The sequence below is a fragment of the Paenibacillus agricola genome (genome assembly GCF_011440305.1).
GTDB classification, from domain to species: Bacteria; Bacillota; Bacilli; order Paenibacillales; family NBRC-103111; genus Paenibacillus_S; species Paenibacillus_S agricola.
In genome coordinates this window covers 15,515-34,362 of record NZ_JAAOIW010000027.1, presented here as the reverse complement: position 1 = coordinate 34,362, position 18,848 = coordinate 15,515, and the positions used below count along the sequence as shown (strand labels likewise).

General features: G+C 44.0%; 18 protein-coding genes and 1 other annotated feature. All 18 genes read right to left on the bottom strand.

The features are described from left to right. Positions 1-26: 26 nt before the first annotated feature. Positions 27-1,217, bottom strand: coding sequence for an elongation factor Tu (gene tuf, locus G9U52_RS36035; RefSeq protein ID WP_166157425.1), 1,191 nt, complete (start codon positions 1,215-1,217; stop codon positions 27-29). Between the two features lie 37 nt (positions 1,218-1,254). Next, positions 1,255-3,330: an elongation factor G gene (gene fusA / locus G9U52_RS36030; RefSeq protein WP_166157422.1), complete on the bottom strand. Its 2,076-nt coding sequence runs from the start codon at positions 3,328-3,330 to the stop codon at positions 1,255-1,257. Positions 3,331-3,367: 37 nt separating this feature from the next. Next, on the bottom strand, positions 3,368-3,838 hold the full coding sequence (gene rpsG / locus G9U52_RS36025; protein ID WP_166157419.1) for a 30S ribosomal protein S7: 471 nt from the start codon (positions 3,836-3,838) through the stop codon (positions 3,368-3,370). A gap of 45 nt (positions 3,839-3,883) precedes the next feature. Further along, positions 3,884-4,306 carry a 30S ribosomal protein S12 gene (rpsL, locus tag G9U52_RS36020; RefSeq protein ID WP_166157416.1) on the bottom strand — a complete coding sequence of 141 codons (423 nt, stop codon included), beginning with the start codon at positions 4,304-4,306 and terminating at the stop codon, positions 3,884-3,886. 125 nt (positions 4,307-4,431) lie between these two features. Beyond that, positions 4,432-4,683: a ribosomal L7Ae/L30e/S12e/Gadd45 family protein gene (locus G9U52_RS36015; RefSeq protein ID WP_166157413.1), complete on the bottom strand. Its 252-nt coding sequence runs from the start codon at positions 4,681-4,683 to the stop codon at positions 4,432-4,434. 157 nt (positions 4,684-4,840) lie between these two features. After that, positions 4,841-8,464 carry a DNA-directed RNA polymerase subunit beta' gene (gene rpoC / locus G9U52_RS36010; protein ID WP_166157410.1) on the bottom strand — a complete coding sequence of 1,208 codons (3,624 nt, stop codon included), beginning with the start codon at positions 8,462-8,464 and terminating at the stop codon, positions 4,841-4,843. Positions 8,465-8,540: 76 nt separating this feature from the next. After that, positions 8,541-12,077 carry a DNA-directed RNA polymerase subunit beta gene (gene rpoB, locus G9U52_RS36005; protein WP_166157407.1) on the bottom strand — a complete coding sequence of 1,179 codons (3,537 nt, stop codon included), beginning with the start codon at positions 12,075-12,077 and terminating at the stop codon, positions 8,541-8,543. A 336-nt stretch (positions 12,078-12,413) separates the two neighbouring features. Then, complete coding sequence (locus G9U52_RS36000; protein ID WP_166157404.1) at positions 12,414-13,010, bottom strand: class I SAM-dependent methyltransferase; 597 nt, start codon at positions 13,008-13,010, stop codon at positions 12,414-12,416. Between the two features lie 71 nt (positions 13,011-13,081). Beyond that, positions 13,082-13,444, bottom strand: coding sequence for a 50S ribosomal protein L7/L12 (gene rplL / locus G9U52_RS35995; protein WP_166157401.1), 363 nt, complete (start codon positions 13,442-13,444; stop codon positions 13,082-13,084). A 54-nt stretch (positions 13,445-13,498) separates the two neighbouring features. After that, positions 13,499-14,017: a 50S ribosomal protein L10 gene (gene rplJ / locus G9U52_RS35990; RefSeq protein ID WP_166157398.1), complete on the bottom strand. Its 519-nt coding sequence runs from the start codon at positions 14,015-14,017 to the stop codon at positions 13,499-13,501. A gap of 132 nt (positions 14,018-14,149) precedes the next feature. Next, positions 14,150-14,312 (bottom strand) — a sequence feature (ribosomal protein L10 leader region). 46 nt (positions 14,313-14,358) lie between these two features. Then, positions 14,359-15,051 (bottom strand): 50S ribosomal protein L1, encoded by a 693-nt coding sequence (gene rplA / locus G9U52_RS35985; protein WP_166157395.1) that lies wholly within the window; start codon positions 15,049-15,051, stop codon positions 14,359-14,361. A gap of 114 nt (positions 15,052-15,165) precedes the next feature. Further along, on the bottom strand, positions 15,166-15,591 hold the full coding sequence (rplK, locus tag G9U52_RS35980) for a 50S ribosomal protein L11 (protein WP_166157392.1): 426 nt from the start codon (positions 15,589-15,591) through the stop codon (positions 15,166-15,168). A gap of 39 nt (positions 15,592-15,630) precedes the next feature. Then, positions 15,631-16,164, bottom strand: a complete 534-nt coding sequence (nusG, locus tag G9U52_RS35975) for a transcription termination/antitermination protein NusG (RefSeq protein WP_166157389.1) — start codon at positions 16,162-16,164, stop codon at positions 15,631-15,633. 28 nt (positions 16,165-16,192) lie between these two features. Then, complete coding sequence (secE, locus tag G9U52_RS35970; protein ID WP_166157386.1) at positions 16,193-16,405, bottom strand: preprotein translocase subunit SecE; 213 nt, start codon at positions 16,403-16,405, stop codon at positions 16,193-16,195. 18 nt (positions 16,406-16,423) lie between these two features. Further along, entirely contained in the window at positions 16,424-16,573 is a 150-nt protein-coding gene (rpmG, locus tag G9U52_RS35965) for a 50S ribosomal protein L33 (RefSeq protein ID WP_166157383.1), read from the bottom strand. A 212-nt stretch (positions 16,574-16,785) separates the two neighbouring features. Then, positions 16,786-17,433 (bottom strand): RNA polymerase sporulation sigma factor SigH, encoded by a 648-nt coding sequence (gene sigH / locus G9U52_RS35960; protein WP_166157380.1) that lies wholly within the window; start codon positions 17,431-17,433, stop codon positions 16,786-16,788. Between the two features lie 126 nt (positions 17,434-17,559). Continuing rightward, positions 17,560-18,087, bottom strand: coding sequence for an NYN domain-containing protein (locus G9U52_RS35955; protein WP_166157377.1), 528 nt, complete (start codon positions 18,085-18,087; stop codon positions 17,560-17,562). After that, positions 18,088-18,831, bottom strand: coding sequence for a 23S rRNA (guanosine(2251)-2'-O)-methyltransferase RlmB (gene rlmB / locus G9U52_RS35950; RefSeq protein WP_166157374.1), 744 nt, complete (start codon positions 18,829-18,831; stop codon positions 18,088-18,090). Between the last annotated feature and the right edge of the window lie 17 nt (positions 18,832-18,848).

The window sequence follows — 18,848 nt, the reverse complement described above, 5'->3', positions numbered from 1 at the left end:
GGAAGGCTCTTCTAGATTGCATGTACTTATTTAGTGATTGTAGCTACAGCGCCTGCACCAACAGTACGACCGCCTTCACGAATCGCAAAACGAGTACCTTCTTCAATAGCAATTGGGGAGATCAGGTCAACCGTAACGGTGATGTTATCACCAGGCATAACCATTTCAGTACCCTCAGGCAAGGAGATAATACCTGTTACGTCAGTTGTACGGAAGTAGAACTGTGGACGGTAGCCTGTAAAGAAAGGCTTATGACGGCCACCCTCTTCTTTAGTAAGAACGTAGATTGAAGCGGAAAATGCAGTATGGGCTTTAACGGAACCCGGTTTAGCCAATACTTGACCACGCTCGATATCTTTACGGTCTACACCACGAAGCAATGCGCCAATGTTGTCGCCCGCTTGTGCGGAGTCCAACAATTTGCGGAACATTTCTACGCCTGTAACGATACATTTGCGAGTTTCTTCTTGAAGACCAATGATTTCAACTTCTTCTTGAATTTTAACAGTACCACGCTCTACACGACCTGTAGCAACAGTACCACGACCTGTGATTGAGAATACATCCTCAACCGGCATCAAGAAAGGCTTTTCAGTTTGACGCTCAGGAGTTGGGATAAAAGTATCGACTTGTTCAAACAATTCGACGATTTTATCAGCCCAAGGGCCCTCTGGGTTTGCCAAAGCTTCACGAGCTGCTCCACGGATGATTGGAGTATCGTCACCTGGGAATTCATATTCATTAAGAAGGTCGCGAACTTCCATCTCAACCAATTCAAGAAGCTCTTCGTCATCTACCATGTCGCATTTGTTCAAAAATACAACGATGTAAGGTACGCCAACTTGGCGGGACAGAAGAATGTGCTCACGAGTTTGTGGCATAGGACCATCAGTAGCAGATACTACTAGGATAGCTCCATCCATTTGTGCTGCGCCTGTGATCATGTTCTTAACATAGTCAGCATGTCCTGGGCAGTCAACGTGTGCATAGTGACGGTTAGGCGTTTCATACTCAACGTGTGCTGTTGAGATAGTGATACCGCGTTCGCGCTCTTCTGGTGCTTTGTCAATTTGGTCAAAAGCTACTGCTGCGCCACCGTATCTTTTGGATAGTACAGTTGTGATAGCTGCAGTTAGTGTTGTTTTTCCGTGGTCAACGTGACCGATAGTCCCGATGTTAACATGCGGTTTATTACGTTCGAATTTCGCTTTTCCCATGGCTTAGATTGCCTCCTCGAATAACTTATATTTTATATTATGCGCCTTTGTGTTTCGCAATAATTTCTTCCGAAATGGACTTAGGCACTTCTTCATAATGTGATAATTCCATCGAGTATACACCGCGTCCTTGGGTACGGGAACGCAATGTCGTGGAATATCCGAACATCTCGGAGAGAGGCACTTTCGAACGGATAATTTGCGCTCCGAAACGAGAATCCATTCCTTCGATCCGACCACGGCGTGAGTTCAAGTCACCAATGACGTCACCCATGTACTCTTCTGGTACGGTTACTTCTACTTTCATAATAGGCTCAAGCAATACTGGGCGGCATTTTTCTGCTGCTGCCTTCAAAGCCATCGATCCGGCAATTTTAAATGCCATTTCATTCGAGTCAACATCATGATAGGAGCCGTCAACCACAGTTGCTTTAATATCAACCAATGGGAAACCGGCAATAACACCGTTTTTCATTGTTTCTTCGATACCGGCTTGAATCGGGGCGATAAATTCTCTAGGAATAGAACCACCTACGACCTTGCTTTCAAACAGGAAGCCAGCTCCCGGTTCTTGCGGTCCAAAGATAACCCAACAATGTCCATATTGTCCACGACCACCGGATTGGCGTACAAACTTACCTTCAACTCTAGCTTCTGCACGGAACGTTTCACGGTAAGCAACCTGAGGTTTACCCACGTTGGTTTCTACCTTGAATTCACGAAGCATACGGTCTACTAGAACCTCTAGATGAAGCTCACCCATACCAGCAATGATCGTTTGACCCGTTTCTTCATCTGTATGTGCACGGAAAGTCGGATCTTCTTCAGACAGCTTGGATAAAGCAATACCCATTCTATCTTGGTCAGCCTTCGTTTTCGGCTCAACAGCAAGTTGAATAACAGGATCAGGGAAATTCATTTTCTCAAGGATTACTGGGTGCTTCTCTTCACAAAGTGTATCACCCGTTGTTGTATCCTTCAAGCCTACAGCCGCTGCAATGTCACCAGCATAAACGATGCTGATCTCTTGACGTGCATTTGCGTGCATTTGCAGAATACGTCCAACTCTTTCGCGTTTGCCTTTGGTAGCGTTAAGTACATAAGATCCTGAATTTAACACACCAGAGTAAACACGGAAGAAAGTAAGCTTTCCTACATAAGGATCCGTCATGATTTTAAAGGCAAGTGCTGAGAAAGGCTGTTCATCCGAAGATTTACGGATGACTTCTGTGCCGTCATCCAGCACGCCTTTAATATCAGGCACATCAAGAGGAGATGGTAGGTAATCTACAACCGCATCCATCATCAATTGAACACCTTTATTTCTGTATGACGAACCGCAAATAACAGGAAAGATTTTTACTTGGCATACGCCGAGACGTAGTGCTGCTTTGAGTTCCTCAACAGTGATTTCTTCACCTTCAAGGTATTTCATGGTCAGCTCTTCGTCAAGCTCTGCTATTTTTTCAACTAACTCAAGTCTTAATTCTTCAACTTGGTCTTTGAATTCATCAGGGATATCAACTATCTCGATGTTTTCACCTTTATCATCTTTGAAGATGTGTGCTTTCTGTTCAATCAAGTCAATGATGCCGTCAAAATCGCTTTCAGCACCAATCGGCAATTGAATAGCAATTGCATTAGCGCCTAATTTCTCGCGCATTTGCTGGATCGCTCCAAGAAAGTCAGCTCCGATGATATCCATTTTATTAACATAAGCAATCCGAGGAACATTATAACGGTCAGCTTGACGCCACACCGTTTCCGACTGAGGCTCAACGCCTTCTTTAGCGCTGAATACTCCAACTGCCCCGTCCAACACACGCAGGGAGCGTTCTACTTCAACAGTGAAGTCAACGTGTCCCGGGGTATCGATAATATTAATGCGGTGACCCTTCCAAGCGGCAGTTGTAGCAGCGGAAGTAATCGTAATTCCGCGCTCCTGCTCTTGCTCCATCCAGTCCATCGTCGCAGCGCCATCATGCACTTCTCCGATTTTGTGAGTACGGCCTGTAAAGAATAAGATACGCTCAGTCGTGGTAGTTTTACCAGCATCAATATGCGCCATAATCCCAATATTACGTGTATCTTTCAAGGAGAACTCTCTAGCCATCAGGATGTCTCCTTTCAAATTATACGGAATTTAAATTCTACCAGCGGTAATGTGCAAATGCTTTATTAGCTTCAGCCATTTTGTGAGTATCTTCACGTTTCTTAACGGAAGATCCTGTATTGTTGCTAGCATCAATAATTTCTTGAGCTAGTCTTTCTTCCATAGTCTTCTCACCACGAAGGCGAGAATAATTAACCAACCAACGAAGTCCTAATGTCGTACGACGATCAGGTCTAACTTCGATCGGCACTTGATAGTTCGCTCCGCCTACACGGCGAGCTTTAACCTCAAGAACAGGCATAATATTTTTAATGGCTTGTTCAAAAACTTCCATTGGCTCTTTGCCTGTACGTTCTTGAATCATTTTGAATGCATTGTACAAAATGGTCTGAGCAACACCTCTTTTGCCATCGAGCATAATGCGATTGATTAGACGAGTAACAAGTTTGCTGCTATAAATAGGATCTGGTAATACGTCTCTGCGAGTAACTGGACCTTTACGAGGCATAGTTATCCCCCTTTCTAAAAAACTCATTCTTATTTTTATTCATAATTACTTTTTAGCTGCTTTCGGGCGTTTAGTACCATATTTGGAACGAGCTTGCTTACGGTTGTTTACACCGGATGTATCCAATGCGCCGCGCACGATATGATAACGAACTCCTGGAAGATCTTTAATTCTACCTCCACGAATCAATACCACACTATGCTCTTGCAGATTGTGTCCGATACCTGGGATATACGCAGTAACTTCTACACGGTTAGTCAAACGAACACGTGCATATTTACGAAGTGCTGAGTTAGGTTTCTTTGGTGTCATGGTTCCAACACGCGTACATACTCCACGCTTTTGAGGAGCGCTGATGTCAGTTGCTTCTCTTTTCAAAGCATTAAATCCTCTTTGAAGCGCAGGTGATTTGGATTTCTCCACTTTGGCCTGGCGTCCTTTACGAACTAGCTGGTTAATTGTTGGCATTTTGCTACCTCCTTCCACTACTATTAATTTACTTTCAAGCCCACAGATCCAGGCGAATCATAAATGAACAAACGAAAAGCTTTTGCCGCGAACATTTCTGTTTATTGGACAAAAACGGATCTTGCTTATTCATTCACTATAGCTGCTACCGCAGCTCCAACATCAATACCGCACGCTTTACCTAACAACTTCAAGGAATCGACGTAGGTTACTGGCACCCCTACCTTTTTGCAAAGGGTAACCATCTTTATCGTTATTCGCGGATCTGCATCTTTAGCAACAAAAACTTCGGAGGACTTGCCTAATTCCACCATTCTTGTTGTTTGCTTTATGCCAATACTTATGTTTGCAGCCTGTTTTACTTTTTCATAAGACATAAAAAATATCCTCCAAAGCTCAAGGAAACACGTCGCAAAATGGCACACTTCGATATAATAGCACTATGAAAGTACCATTGTCAAGAAAATTACTTGCCCCTACAAAGAATTTCATGTAAAACCTTTGTAAAGGCAAGTATATAGCCTTCAATCTCTATTAATCAACAGCTACTACTTCCAACTCCAAAGATTTGTTATCACCTTGATCCGCGTCATTCGGAGTAGTTATCCGGATGTCACGATATCTGTGCATACCTGTTCCCGCAGGAATCAGCTTACCGATAATAACATTCTCCTTCAATCCGAGCAATTTATCGACTTTGCCTTTAATTGCGGCATCCGTCAATACACGGGTCGTTTCTTGGAAGGATGCTGCCGATAGGAATGAATCCGTCTCAAGTGATGCTTTAGTGATACCGAGAAGAACTGGTTTGGCAACAGCAGGCTCTTGTCCTGAGAACAAAGCCACTTTGTTGGCTTCTTCATACTCATGGATATCGACGAATGAACCTGGAAGCAATGTTGTATTCCCCGCATCAACGATACGTATTTTACGAAGCATTTGGCGAACCATAACCTCGATATGTTTATCGTTAATTTCTACCCCTTGGTTACGGTATACACGTTGAACTTCTTGAAGGATGTAGTTTTGTACCCCACGAATACCTTTAATACGCAGCATTTCTTTAGGGTCAATCGATCCTTCTGTCAATTCATCGCCGGCCTCAACCTGTTGGTTAAGCGAAACACGTATACGTGAGCCATAAGGAACGGCATAGGTCTTAGATTCAGCCTCGCCCAATACTTCAATTTCACGACGGTCTTTGGCTTCGCGAATTTCTTTAACGACACCATCGATCTCGGAAATAATAGCTTGGCCTTTAGGGTTTCTGGCTTCAAACAATTCCTGGATACGTGGCAAACCTTGTGTAATATCATCGCCGGCAACACCACCCGTATGGAACGTACGCATAGTAAGCTGTGTTCCTGGCTCACCAATGGATTGTGCTGCGATAATACCCACGGCTTCACCGATCTCTACAAACTGTCCTGTTGCCAAGTTACGCCCATAGCATTTTTTGCATACGCCGTGGTGCGAACGGCAGCTAAGTACAGAACGAATCTGCAGCTTTTCAATACCGGCAGCAATAATTTTATCCGCAATATTCGATTCGATGAGTTCATTACGCCCAACAATGATTTCGCTTGTTTTCGGGTCACGAATCACTTCAAAAGCGTAACGTCCTTCGATACGGTCATACAGATCCTCAATGACTTCTTTGCCATCTTGGATTTTGCTAACGGTAAAGCCCTTATCCGTACCACAATCGTCTTCTCTGACAATAACGTCCTGCGCTACATCGACAAGACGACGCGTCAAGTAGCCGGAGTCAGCAGTACGAAGTGCCGTATCGGCCAAACCTTTCCGAGCACCATGCGTAGAAATAAAGTATTCTAGTACGGTTAAGCCTTCACGGAAGTTGGATTTGATTGGTAACTCAATAATTCTACCCGATGGATTAGCCATCAAACCACGCATACCGCCAAGCTGTGTAATTTGCGATTTGTTACCACGCGCTTTGGATTCAACCATCATATTGATGGAATTGTATTTGTCGAGGGATTTCATCAAGATATCTGTGATTTCGTCCTTCGCCTTACTCCAAATCGTAATAACACGATCATAACGCTCTTCATCGGTTATTAAGCCGCGGCGGTATTGGTTCGTTACCATCGTTACTTTATCATCGCATTCCTTCAAAATAGCTTCTTTCTCCAACGGAACGGTTACATCCGCAACAGCGATGGTAATCCCCGATTTCGTTGAATAAGTAAAGCCAAGCTCTTTAATGCGATCCAAAATAATGGAGGTTAACGTAGTATGGTATTTACGGAAGCATTCCGCAATTATAGAACCTAAATATTCTTTACCTACAGCCTTAGCTTCAGGAAGTTCCTGCATAATTTCTCGAATATTAGCGCCCTTTTCAAAAACGAAATATTGATCGGATGTACCGTTCAGTAAATTCGCTTTTGTCGGCTCGTTAATATAAGGGAAGTCCGCTGGATAGATTTCATTGAAGATCACTTTACCAACCGTAGTGATCAAAATCGCTTCTTGCTGCTCAGGTGTAAAGCTTGTTTTATTCAACGCTTTAGCTGGAATCGCAATCCGTGCATGCAAGGCTGCGGCACCACGTTGGTACATCGAGACTGCTTCATGCACAGTACGAACAATAGTCAACGCTCCTAGAGCTTCTTTATTATCCGTTGTTAAATAAAAGCTACCCAAGATCATATCCTGCGACGGCGTAACTACCGGTTTGCCATCCTTAGGATTCAAGATGTTACCTGAAGCTAACATTAGCAAACGAGCTTCCGCTTGGGCTTCCGCTGATAAAGGAACGTGAACAGCCATTTGGTCACCATCAAAGTCGGCATTATAAGCCGTACATACTAATGGATGTAGCTTAATTGCACGTCCTTCAACCAAGATGGGCTCAAACGCTTGAATACCTAGTCTATGAAGCGTAGGCGCACGGTTTAAGAGCACCGGATGTTCCCGGATGACTTCCTCCAATACGTCCCATACCTCAGGGCTCACACGTTCTACCTTACGTTTAGCGCTCTTGATATTATGGGCAAGACCTTTATTCACCAATTCTTTCATAACGAAAGGTTTGAATAGCTCCAAAGCCATTTCTTTAGGAAGTCCACATTGATACATTTTCAAGCTAGGACCTACGACGATAACGGAACGACCGGAATAATCGACACGTTTACCCAATAGATTCTGGCGAAAACGACCCTGTTTCCCTTTTAGCATATGGCTTAGGGATTTCAAAGGACGGTTACCCGGACCCGTTACTGGACGGCCACGACGACCATTATCGATTAAGGCATCGACAGCTTCCTGAAGCATCCGTTTTTCATTTTGTACGATAATATCCGGTGCACCCAAATCCAACAGCCTTTTCAAGCGGTTGTTCCGGTTAATTACACGGCGGTACAAGTCATTCAAATCGGATGTTGCAAAACGTCCGCCATCCAATTGAACCATAGGACGAAGCTCAGGAGGAATAACAGGAAGGACATCAAGAACCATCCATCCCGGCATGTTTTTCGAATTACGGAAAGCTTCCATAACTTCAAGACGTTTGATCGCACGGTTGCGGCGCTGTCCCTGAGCGGTCTTCAGCTCTTCCTTCAGCATCTCCACTTCACGTTCGATTTCAATATCTTGCAGCAGTTTTTTTACAGCTTCAGCACCCATTCCTGCTTGGAACGCATAGCCATATTTCTCACGGTAACTGCGGTATTCCTTTTCGGAAAGGAGTTGTTTTTTCTCAAGCGGTGTATCTCCAGGATCCGTCACGACATAGGATGCAAAATAGATAATCTCTTCTAGGGAACGAGGAGACATATCCAACGCTAAACCCATACGGCTTGGAATTCCTTTAAAATACCAGATGTGGGATACCGGAGCGGCTAACTCGATATGTCCCATCCGTTCACGGCGGACTTTCTGGCGGGTTACTTCTACTCCACAGCGATCACAAACGACACCCTTATAACGGACACGTTTGTATTTACCACAATGGCATTCCCAGTCTTTGGTTGGTCCGAAAATCTTCTCACAAAACAAACCTTCTTTTTCGGGCTTAAGGGTTCTGTAATTGATAGTTTCCGGCTTTTTCACTTCCCCGCGAGACCACGAACGGATTTTTTCAGGAGAAGCTAAACCTATTTTCATAAATTCGAAGTTGTTAACGTCCATCAAGGAGCCACCCTCCTTATGTTTTATGGGACAAACCTAAAGCGTCAGCATAGACCCTAATATACGACGGGAAACTGAGTTATTCTACACCCATCTCTGTGCCTTCCAGATTGAGATTAAGCTTGTCGCTTGAAACCTCATCATCATCGTCCGTTTCCTTCATTTCGATCTCTTTCTCATCACCAGAGAGAATCTTGACGTCCATACCTAAGCTTTGCAGCTCTTTAATCAAAACCTTAAAGGATTCTGGAACGCCCGGCTCAGGAACATTCTCGCCTTTAACGATCGATTCATAGGTTTTTACACGTCCGACCACATCATCGGATTTCACGGTCAGAATTTCCTGTAGTGTATAAGCAGCACCATAGGCTTCCAACGCCCATACTTCCATCTCTCCGAAACGTTGTCCACCAAATTGGGCTTTACCACCCAATGGCTGTTGGGTAACTAGAGAGTAAGGACCTGTAGAACGGGCATGGATCTTATCATCCACCATATGTGCCAGCTTGATCATATACATCACGCCAACTGTAACCTCACGCTCAAAAGGATCACCCGTACGACCATCATACAAGATGGTTTTACCATTACGCTGCATGCCTGCTTCAACCATCGTATCGAACACATCATACTCGTGCGCTCCATCAAATACCGGTGTTGCGGTATGGATACCTAGATACTTGGCAGCCATTCCTAAATGGACTTCCAGCACTTGACCGATATTCATCCGGGAAGGAACGCCTAGCGGGTTCAGCACGACTTGCACTGGTGTACCGTCCGGCATAAACGGCATATCTTCTTCGGGTAAAATACGTGCGATAACACCCTTATTACCGTGGCGTCCAGCCATTTTGTCGCCTTCGGAAATTTTCCGTTTTTGCGCGATATAGACACGAACCAGTTGGTTGACGCCTGGAGGCAATTCATCACCGTTCTCACGGGTGAACACTTTAACATCTACAACGATACCATCGGTACCATGCGGCACACGAAGCGAAGTATCACGAACCTCACGGGCTTTTTCACCAAAAATGGCATGCAACAAGCGTTCTTCTGCCGTAAGCTCCGTTACACCCTTAGGCGTTACTTTACCTACTAGAATATCACCTGCACCAATCTCAGCTCCAACACGAATAATACCGCGCTCGTCCAAGTTCTTCAGAGCATCTTCACCTACGTTAGGAATATCACGAGTAATTTCTTCAGGTCCAAGCTTCGTATCCCGGGCTTCTGATTCGTACTCCTCGATATGGATGGAGGTGTAAACATCTTCTTTCACCAATTTCTCGCTTAGAAGGATCGCATCCTCATAGTTGTAGCCTTCCCAAGTCATGAAAGCTACGACTACGTTCCGTCCTAAGGCCAACTCTCCCATTTCTGTAGAAGGACCGTCAGCCAGAATATCGCCGACACGAACCTGTTCACCTTTAAAGCAGATCGGACGTTGATTGATACATGTTCCTTGATTAGAACGCATAAATTTATGCAATTTATGTTTGACCAAGTCTCCGTTGACCAGCTTGCCATCTACCATTGCTTGGCGGCGCACCCATATTTCGTTAGCCGAAACACGTTCTACAACACCATCAATTTTGGATACAATACATACACCGGAATCCTTCGCCGCTTTATGTTCCATACCTGTTCCAACCAAAGGTGATTGGGGTATTAATAAAGGTACCGCCTGGCGTTGCATGTTCGAGCCCATTAGTGCACGGTTCGAGTCATCGTTTTCCAGGAAAGGAATTAATGCTGTAGCTACTGAAACTACCTGCTTTGGCGATACATCCATATAGTCAACGCGATCTTTTGAAAGAATCAAGTTATCATCTTTAAAACGAACAATAACCGTATCATTTTTCAAATGGCCATCTTCCGTCAATTCCGAGTTTGCTTGCGCAACCACATAGTTATCTTCTTCATCTGCTGTCAAATAAGCGATTTGCTCAGTAACAATACCGCTCTTCGGATCCACCCAACGATAGGGCGCTTCTATGAAGCCATATTCATTGATTCTAGCAAAAGAGGACAAGGAATTGATCAGCCCGATATTCGGTCCTTCCGGTGTCTCAATAGGGCACATCCGGCCATAGTGAGAGTGATGTACGTCACGAACCTCAAATCCTGCACGTTCCCTAGTCAAACCGCCGGGTCCTAGTGCAGACAAACGACGTTTATGGGTCAACTCAGCCAAAGGATTGGTTTGATCCATAAATTGTGACAGCTGGGAGCTTCCGAAGAACTCTTTTATAGAAGCAATAACAGGACGTATATTAATTAATGCCTGTGGAGTAATTACATTAGCATCTTGAATGGACATCCGCTCGCGGACAACACGCTCCATCCGAGACAATCCGATCCGGAATTGATTTTGCAGCAATTCACCGACCGAGCGCAATCTCCGATTGCCCAAGTGATCGATATCATCTGTGCTACCAATACCATGTAAAAGATCAATAAAATAATTAATCGACGCAATAATATCGGCAGGCATAATATTTTTGATCGATTTATCAATCTTTCCGTTGGCAATAACTTTGACTATCTTGCCATCTTCATCGGGAGAATACACATGGATACATTGAAGAGGAATACGTTCCATATCTGCAATACCGTTAGAAGCAGTATAATCCTTATAGCCAACATTTTTCTCTAGGAAAGGCAAAACCTCATCCAAAAGCCTACGATCCAATAATTGTCCGGCTTCAGCAATAATTTCTCCAGTTTCTGGATCTGCTAAGGTTTCAGCTAGGCGTTGATTGAATAGACGATTTTTGATATGGAGCTTTTTATTAATTTTGTACCGTCCTACATTTGCTAAATCATAGCGTTTTGGATCGAAGAACCGTGCTACCAGCAAGCTTCTTGCATTATCCAGTGTAGGCGGCTCGCCTGGACGTAAGCGCTCATAAATCTCAATCAAGGCTTTGTCCGTCGAATCCGTGTTATCTTTGTCTAGCGTATTACGCAAATATTCATCGTCGCCTAATAGCTCCAGTATCTCAGCATCCGTGCCAAAGCCCAATGCACGCAGCAAAACAGTTACTGGAATTTTCCGAGTTCTATCGATTCTTACATATATAATATCTTTCGCATCTGTTTCTAATTCCAACCACGCGCCGCGATTTGGGATAACAGTAGCTGTATACGTTTTTTTACCATTTTTGTCTACCTTGGTGCTGAAGTAAACACTTGGTGAACGAACCAACTGACTGACGATAACCCGTTCTGCACCATTGATAATAAATGTACCGGTCTCTGTCATTAAAGGGAAGTCACCCATAAATACTTCCTGCTCTTTAACTTCTCCAGTTTCCTTATTGATCAATCGCACCTTCACACGGAGTGGAGCTGCAAAAGTGACGTCACGTTCCTTGGATTCATCGACCGAATACTTAGGCTCTCCTAAGTTATAATCAATAAACTCCAGTATTAAATTTCCAGTAAAATCCTGAATGGGGGAAATATCCTGAAACATTTCACGCAATCCTTCTTCCAAAAACCAATCATATGATTTTTGTTGGATTTCAATCAGGTTAGGAACATCCAAAACCTCATGAATCCGAGCGTATGACCTGCGTTTGCGTCGACCTAGTTGAATAAGATGACCCGCCAAGTTTGATTCACCCCTTATGTCTACTCAATAGAACAAAATAAAAGCCTCTCCTGAAGCCTTCTCGAGTAAATACTGCCCGAAGTGTCACTTCTTACAGAAGCTTTCCATGCATGTAATTCAACTGCTAACAATAACCAACATTTTCCCAACACTTGGTATCGTGCACTTAAAAGTTACACATTATACGTATCATGTATGAATTCTATGCACGAACCCAGAAAAAAAGTCTTGACATTTTAGTGAACTAAAGACAAAGATACTGCATTTAATGCTGACATTTTATAATAGTAACACATCATAAAAGTCAAGTCAACATAATTCGATTTTACCCCAAATTTATTTTTGTGCCTTAATAATTCGATAACCTTTATCCTTGCCTACCTCACTCACCTGGCTAAACAGGCTTTCTAGCTTAGCAAAAGCCGAGGGCGCTCCTTGCTTTTTTTGAATCACAATCCAGAGGCTACCACCAGGGCAAAGCACCTGATACGATTGCTCAAAAATTCGGTGGACGGTCTCTTTGCCCGCACGAATAGGAGGATTCGTAATTACCCTATCAAAAGTGAGGTCGATCACCGTATCCAACATGTTACTTTGCCTAATTTCGACATTGGATATATGATTAGACTCCGCATTTAATCGGGTAAGTTCCAGGGCTCTTTCATTAATATCTACCATAGTCACTTTGCCTTTTACCGCCAGGCTTGCCGCTACAAGACCCATGGGCCCATAGCCGCAGCCAACGTCGAGCACATCGCTGTTCTCAGGAATATCCATAGCTTCAATGAGCACCTTGGAGCCATAATCGACTCCTTTTTTGGAGAACACCCCTGCATCCGTCAAAAAGGTATACGTTCGGCCACGCAACGTTTCCTTGATTTGGTTTACATCATGTGCCGCTGTCGGCTTTTGCGAATAATAATGCTCTGACAACAACCTCACCTCGCATGCGAAAATAGAAAACCCCTTGAAGCATTACACTTCAAGGGGTTTTTAGGCGAAAACTACTTAACTTCTACGCCAGCGCCAGCTGCTTCAAGTTTTGCTTTAACAGCTTCTGCTTCTTCTTTGCCAACTTTTTCTTTGATTGGTTTTGGTGCGCCATCAACAACATCTTTAGCTTCTTTCAAGCCAAGACCTGTAATTTCGCGAACAACTTTGATAACGTTAATTTTGGAAGCGCCAGCGCTCAACAAGATAACGTCAAATTCAGTTTGTTCCACTACTTCAGCAACAGCTCCGCCGCCGCCAGCAGCTACTGGTGCTGCTGCAGTTACGCCGAACTCTTCTTCGATTGCTTTAACTAGATCGTTTAATTCCAAGATCGTCATACCTTTAATGGCTTCCAAAATTTGTGCATTACTCATGGTATATACCTCCGTTATTTGTGTTATAAATATTTAATTTCAAATCTTAGGTAATTAAGCTTCTTGCGTCGTTGCAGGACCTTCTTGCTTTTCTGCAACAGCCTTAACCGCAAGGGCGAAGTTGCGAACAGGAGCTTGAAGAACGCTAAGCAACATGGAAAGCATGCCTTCTCTTGAAGGAAGGTCAGCCAATGCCTTGATTTGGTCGTAGCCGACAACTTTGCCTTCTACAACGCCCGCTTTTACACTCAACTTATCGTTTTTCTTAGCAAAATCAGTTAAGATTTTGGCTGGGGAAACGATGTCGTCTTTACTGAATGCAATTGCAGTTGGACCTGTTAAAAATTCATCAAGTGCAGTAAGATCAGCCGATGCTGTTGCACGTCTAGCCAAAGAATTCTTTAACACTTGAAATTCAATACCCGCTTCACGCAATTGTCTGCGAAGCTCGGTGATTTGAGTTACGTTCAATCCACGGTAATCCGTTACGATTGTGCAAGAGCTGTCTTTTAATTTATCAGCTACTACGGTAACCTTCTCCGCTTTTAATTCAATTGTTTTCGTGTTTGCCATTTTTGCACCTCCTAAGAGCATCCATAAGGATGCTTTCTTCGTAAGCATTTACTTAACTTTCATTAAGAAAGTTATCTACGTAAGCATGATCTTTACTTTCCTGTAACAAACTCACCACGCCATGTGAAGGCATTCGCACAAGCAAAATGCCTCCGCAGACGTTGCGAAGGCATGACGATTCACGTTATCTTTGGTCAAACAAAGAAAAACCCGATTCTATATCATAACACCTCGGCAGGACATTAAGCCTGATTGCTCAAGCACCTGCTGTCTATGGTAAGTTATATTCATTTATCAACTAGAATAGGTTAGCATGAGTGACTATAAAAGTCAACCCAACCTTATCTATAAGTTTGTGTGTTTACGCGAGCACTAGGACCCATTGTCGAGGAAACTGCGATGTTCTTCAGGTAGATACCTTTAGCAGCAGCAGGCTTCGCTCTGTTCAAAGCGTCGATCAATGCACGGAAGTTTTCATTAAGCTTCTCGTCATCAAAGGATACTTTGCCAATTGGAGCATGGATTTGTCCAGCTTTATCCAAGCGATATTCGATTTTACCAGCTTTAATCTCCTGAACGGCTTTAGCTACATCAAATGTAACCGTGCCAGCTTTCGGATTAGGCATTAAACCTTTACCACCTAAGATACGGCCAAGCTTACCCACTTCACTCATCATGTCGGGAGTTGCTACGCAAACATCAAATTCAAACCAGCCTTGTTGGATCTTGTTAATCATGTCTTGGTCGCCTACGAAATCAGCACCAGCCGCTTCCGCTTCTTTTACTTTCTCGCCTTTAGCAAATACAAGAACACGTTTTGTTTTACCTGTACCATGTGGTAAAACTACAACACCACGAACTGCTTGGTCTTGCTTTCTTGGGTCTACACCCAAACGCACTGCAACTTCAAGAGTTTCATCAAACTTGGCAGTTGCTGCTTTTTTAACAAGCTCAATTGCTTCTTTGGCTTCATACAAAGCTTCGGAATCGATAAGCTTTACTGCTTCTGCATACTTTTTGCTTACTTTAGCCATTTGTAACTTCCTCCTTTGTGGTATTAGCGGAATATCCTCCCACTTCGGTTGTCAATCAACCTTGTTCGCAGTACCATAAGCGTCGAAATTGTTGCCATTCATCTCGAAGATGAATTAGCCTTCGATAACTACGCCCATGCTACGTGCTGTACCTTCAACCATACGCATTGCAGCTTCAACAGATGCAGCGTTCAAGTCGGGCATTTTTTGCTCAGCAATTTCACGAATAGTTGCACGTGTTACTGTAGCAACCTTCTTCTTGTTCGGCTCACCGGATCCTTTAGGAATCCCAGCAGCAACGCGCAGCAATACAGCAGCCGGTGGCGTTTTGCAGATGAATGTAAATGAGCGATCCTCGAAAACTGTGATTTCAACTGGGATGATTAATCCTGCTTGATCGGCAGTACGAGCATTAAACTCTTTACAAAATGCCATGATGTTAACACCCGCTTGACCAAGAGCCGGACCGATTGGAGGAGCCGGATTCGCTTTAGCAGCATTAACTTGCAATTTAACAATTTTAATAACCTTTTTTGCCATTGTGTTACACCTCCTGCATGTAGTATGCGGAACTTCCCTCTAAATTTTTTCTACCTGGTGGTAGTCCAGCTCTAAAGGCGTTTCCCTACCGAACATGTTCACATGTACCTTGAGCTTGCTTTTGTCGATCAGAATTTCTTCAATGGTACCGACAAAATTCGCGAAAGGACCTTCTTTCACACGAACGGTTTCTTTCAATTCGAAATCAATCTTCGGCTTAGGCTCTTCCATGCCCATATGCTTAAGAATAGATTCCACTTCTTCAGGAAGCAATGCAGTGGGCTTCGATCCTGATCCTGTTGACCCAACAAAGCCTGTAACGCCTGGCGTATTACGCACGACATACCAAGAATCATCGGTCTGAACCATCTCAACCAGCACATAACCCGGATACACTTTACGCATAACCGTTTTCTTTTTGCCATCCTTGTTTACGATCTCTTCTTCCATCGGAACCAAAACGCGGAAGATCTTGTCCGTCATGTCCATGGACTCTACGCGCTTTTCCAAATTTGCTTTGACCTTGTTTTCATACCCGGAATAGGTATGTACGACGTACCATCTTTTTTCCATCTCCATATTAGCCACCTATAACTCCCGCTTATTTAAAAATAAGACGTAGCAGCTCAGAGATACCCAAATCCAGTACGTAGAAATAAACAGTGACAAAAACAACAGTAAACAGTACAACCAACGTGTAGCTGATTAACTCTTTACGATTTGGCCATTTCACTTTTTTCAATTCAAGCCAGCTATCTGCAAAAAAAGAAAATGTGTTACCGAAGCCTCGCTTCATTCTAACCAAAAATGACAAAACTACACCTCCAAGAAACTACCTAGTTTCGCGATGAGCAGTATGTTCATTGCAAAACTTGCAAAACTTCTTCAACTCCATGCGGTCCGGGTTGTTGCGCTTATTCTTGTTAGTCGTATAGTTCCTTTGCTTGCAGTTCGTGCACGCTAATGTAATAATTACCCGCATGATGTCACCCCCTACGGTCCCAGCCTCATATTTGAATCCTTAAAAATCAGCAAAAAAACGCCTACAAGTTTTAAGGCTTCCTGTACACTTTAGCATAGCGTTATTTTCATGTCAAGGAAAACCTATCACTAGTATAAACATAGACGACAGAGAGTAAACTTGCCCCCTGTTAATTCGACAAAAAATAAAGCGTCTCATCTTATGAGTACGCTTTACCTTGCATCCCTAATTTCCAAATACCGTTCAAGCTTTCGTTTAACACGCTGTAAGGCATTATCAATGGACTTCACATGGCGATCCAGATCAACCGCAATTTCCTGATAGGAGCGTCCATCCAAATAGAGCATAAGCACCCTGCGTTCCAAGTCGCTCAAGATTTCACCCATTTTATCTTCCAAGCCGCTGAATTCTTCCTGATTAATAATCAGTTCCTCAGGATCGGTTACACGTGATCCGCAGATGACATCAAGCAAGGTTCGATCGGAGTCTTCATCATAGATAGGCTTGTCTAAAGAAACATAGGAGTTTAGAGGAATATGCTTTTGGCGGGTGGCGGTTTTGATGGCTGTAATAATTTGACGGGTGATGCAAAGCTCGGCAAAAGCCTTAAAAGAAGCTAGCTTGTCTCCACGAAAATCACGAATGGATTTATATAAACCTATCATACCTTCTTGCACGATATCTTCCCTATCAGCACCTATAAGAAAATAGGAGCGTGCTTTGGCGCGAACGAAGTTTTTATACTTGTTAATCAAGTACTCCAGTGCGTCGCTATCCCCTTCACGGACCGCTTCGACAATGTCTTCATCTGCCTTGAGGTCGTATTCGCACATTCTCAATTCTTTGAGGTCGACACTCAAAATAATCCCTCCGGCCTAGGCAAGACTAATAATCTACTTGATCCTAAAAGATAGGATAAGTATACATTATGTAATCTATTAACGTCAACCGAATTCACGCCAGCCGTAGCCTTTTATTGAAGATATTTACTGGTCCCTGCGCCATTTCTCAAAGAGAGCTTTCATTTCGCTGCTCATCTTGCCACCGAACGGATTGCGCTTGCGGGAAGCCTCTTCGTCAATCTTCTGGTGGATTTCACGTTTGGCGAGCCTAACCTTGACTAAAAGCTCACTGGCCGGAATGCGAAAGGCGCCTTTGCCAAAAATAACATGCTGCTCCGTCATATCCGAGGTAGCTACATAAATCAGCTTGCGCCGGCCTACATGCTCGATAACCAACCGCTCGATCAATTCGTCGGCCGTTTCCTTTTCCTTCGTATACAGGATGCGCAGCCTGCTATGTTCATACTTGCCGCCCAAGCCGGGCACGTAGTAAGCATCAAACACAAGGATTACTTTCATTCCCGAAAAGGATTGGTATTCTGCCAATTGCTCGATCAATCGGTCGCGGGCATCCTCAAGGCTGATATCCTTTAGCTTTTGTAGCTCAGGCCAATCGCCAATAATATTATAGCCATCTACTATGAGAAACTCCTGCAGTGCCGGAGCGACCATCTATTTCACTGCAATCCGCTGGCGGACGACCTCATACATAAAAACAGAGGCAGCTACAGAAGCATTCAAGGAATTGACATGGCCAAACATCGGAAGCTTGAGCAGGAAATCGCACTTTTCTTTGATCAGGCGCCCTACTCCTTTATTCTCGTTCCCAATGACCAGCGCTAGCGGAATTGTTAGGTTGGTTTGGTAAATCGGCTGGCTGGCTGCCACATCAGTTCCCGCCACCCAAATGCCATCCTCCTTCAACTGCTCGATGGTTTGCGCTAAATTGGTCACACGGGCTACACGTACGTATTCAACAGCACCTGCCGACGTTTTGGATACGGCTGCCGTCAAGCCTACCGCTCTGCGCTTGGGAATAATAACCCCATGCACCCCTGTACAGTCTGCTGTCCTCAGAATCGACCCGAGATTATGAGGATCTTCAATTTCATCTAGGATTAGGATGAATGGCTCTTCATTCCGGCTTTTGGCGAAAGCCAGTATATCTTCGATTTCCACATAAGCGTACGCCGCAACTTGGGCAACCACACCTTGGTGGGGAACGTCCTCGACCATTTGGTCAAGCTTGCGCTTATCGACAAACTGGACAATTACGCCCTTGTCCTTGGCTTCAGCTAGGATAGGCTGTACCATTTGCTTCTGGGCATTTTCCGCAACCCATATTTTATTAATCGTTCGTCCCGAACGCAAAGCCTCCAGCACAGAGTGCTTGCCTGCGATAAATTCTTCTTCCATGGTCGTTCTCTCCTTTA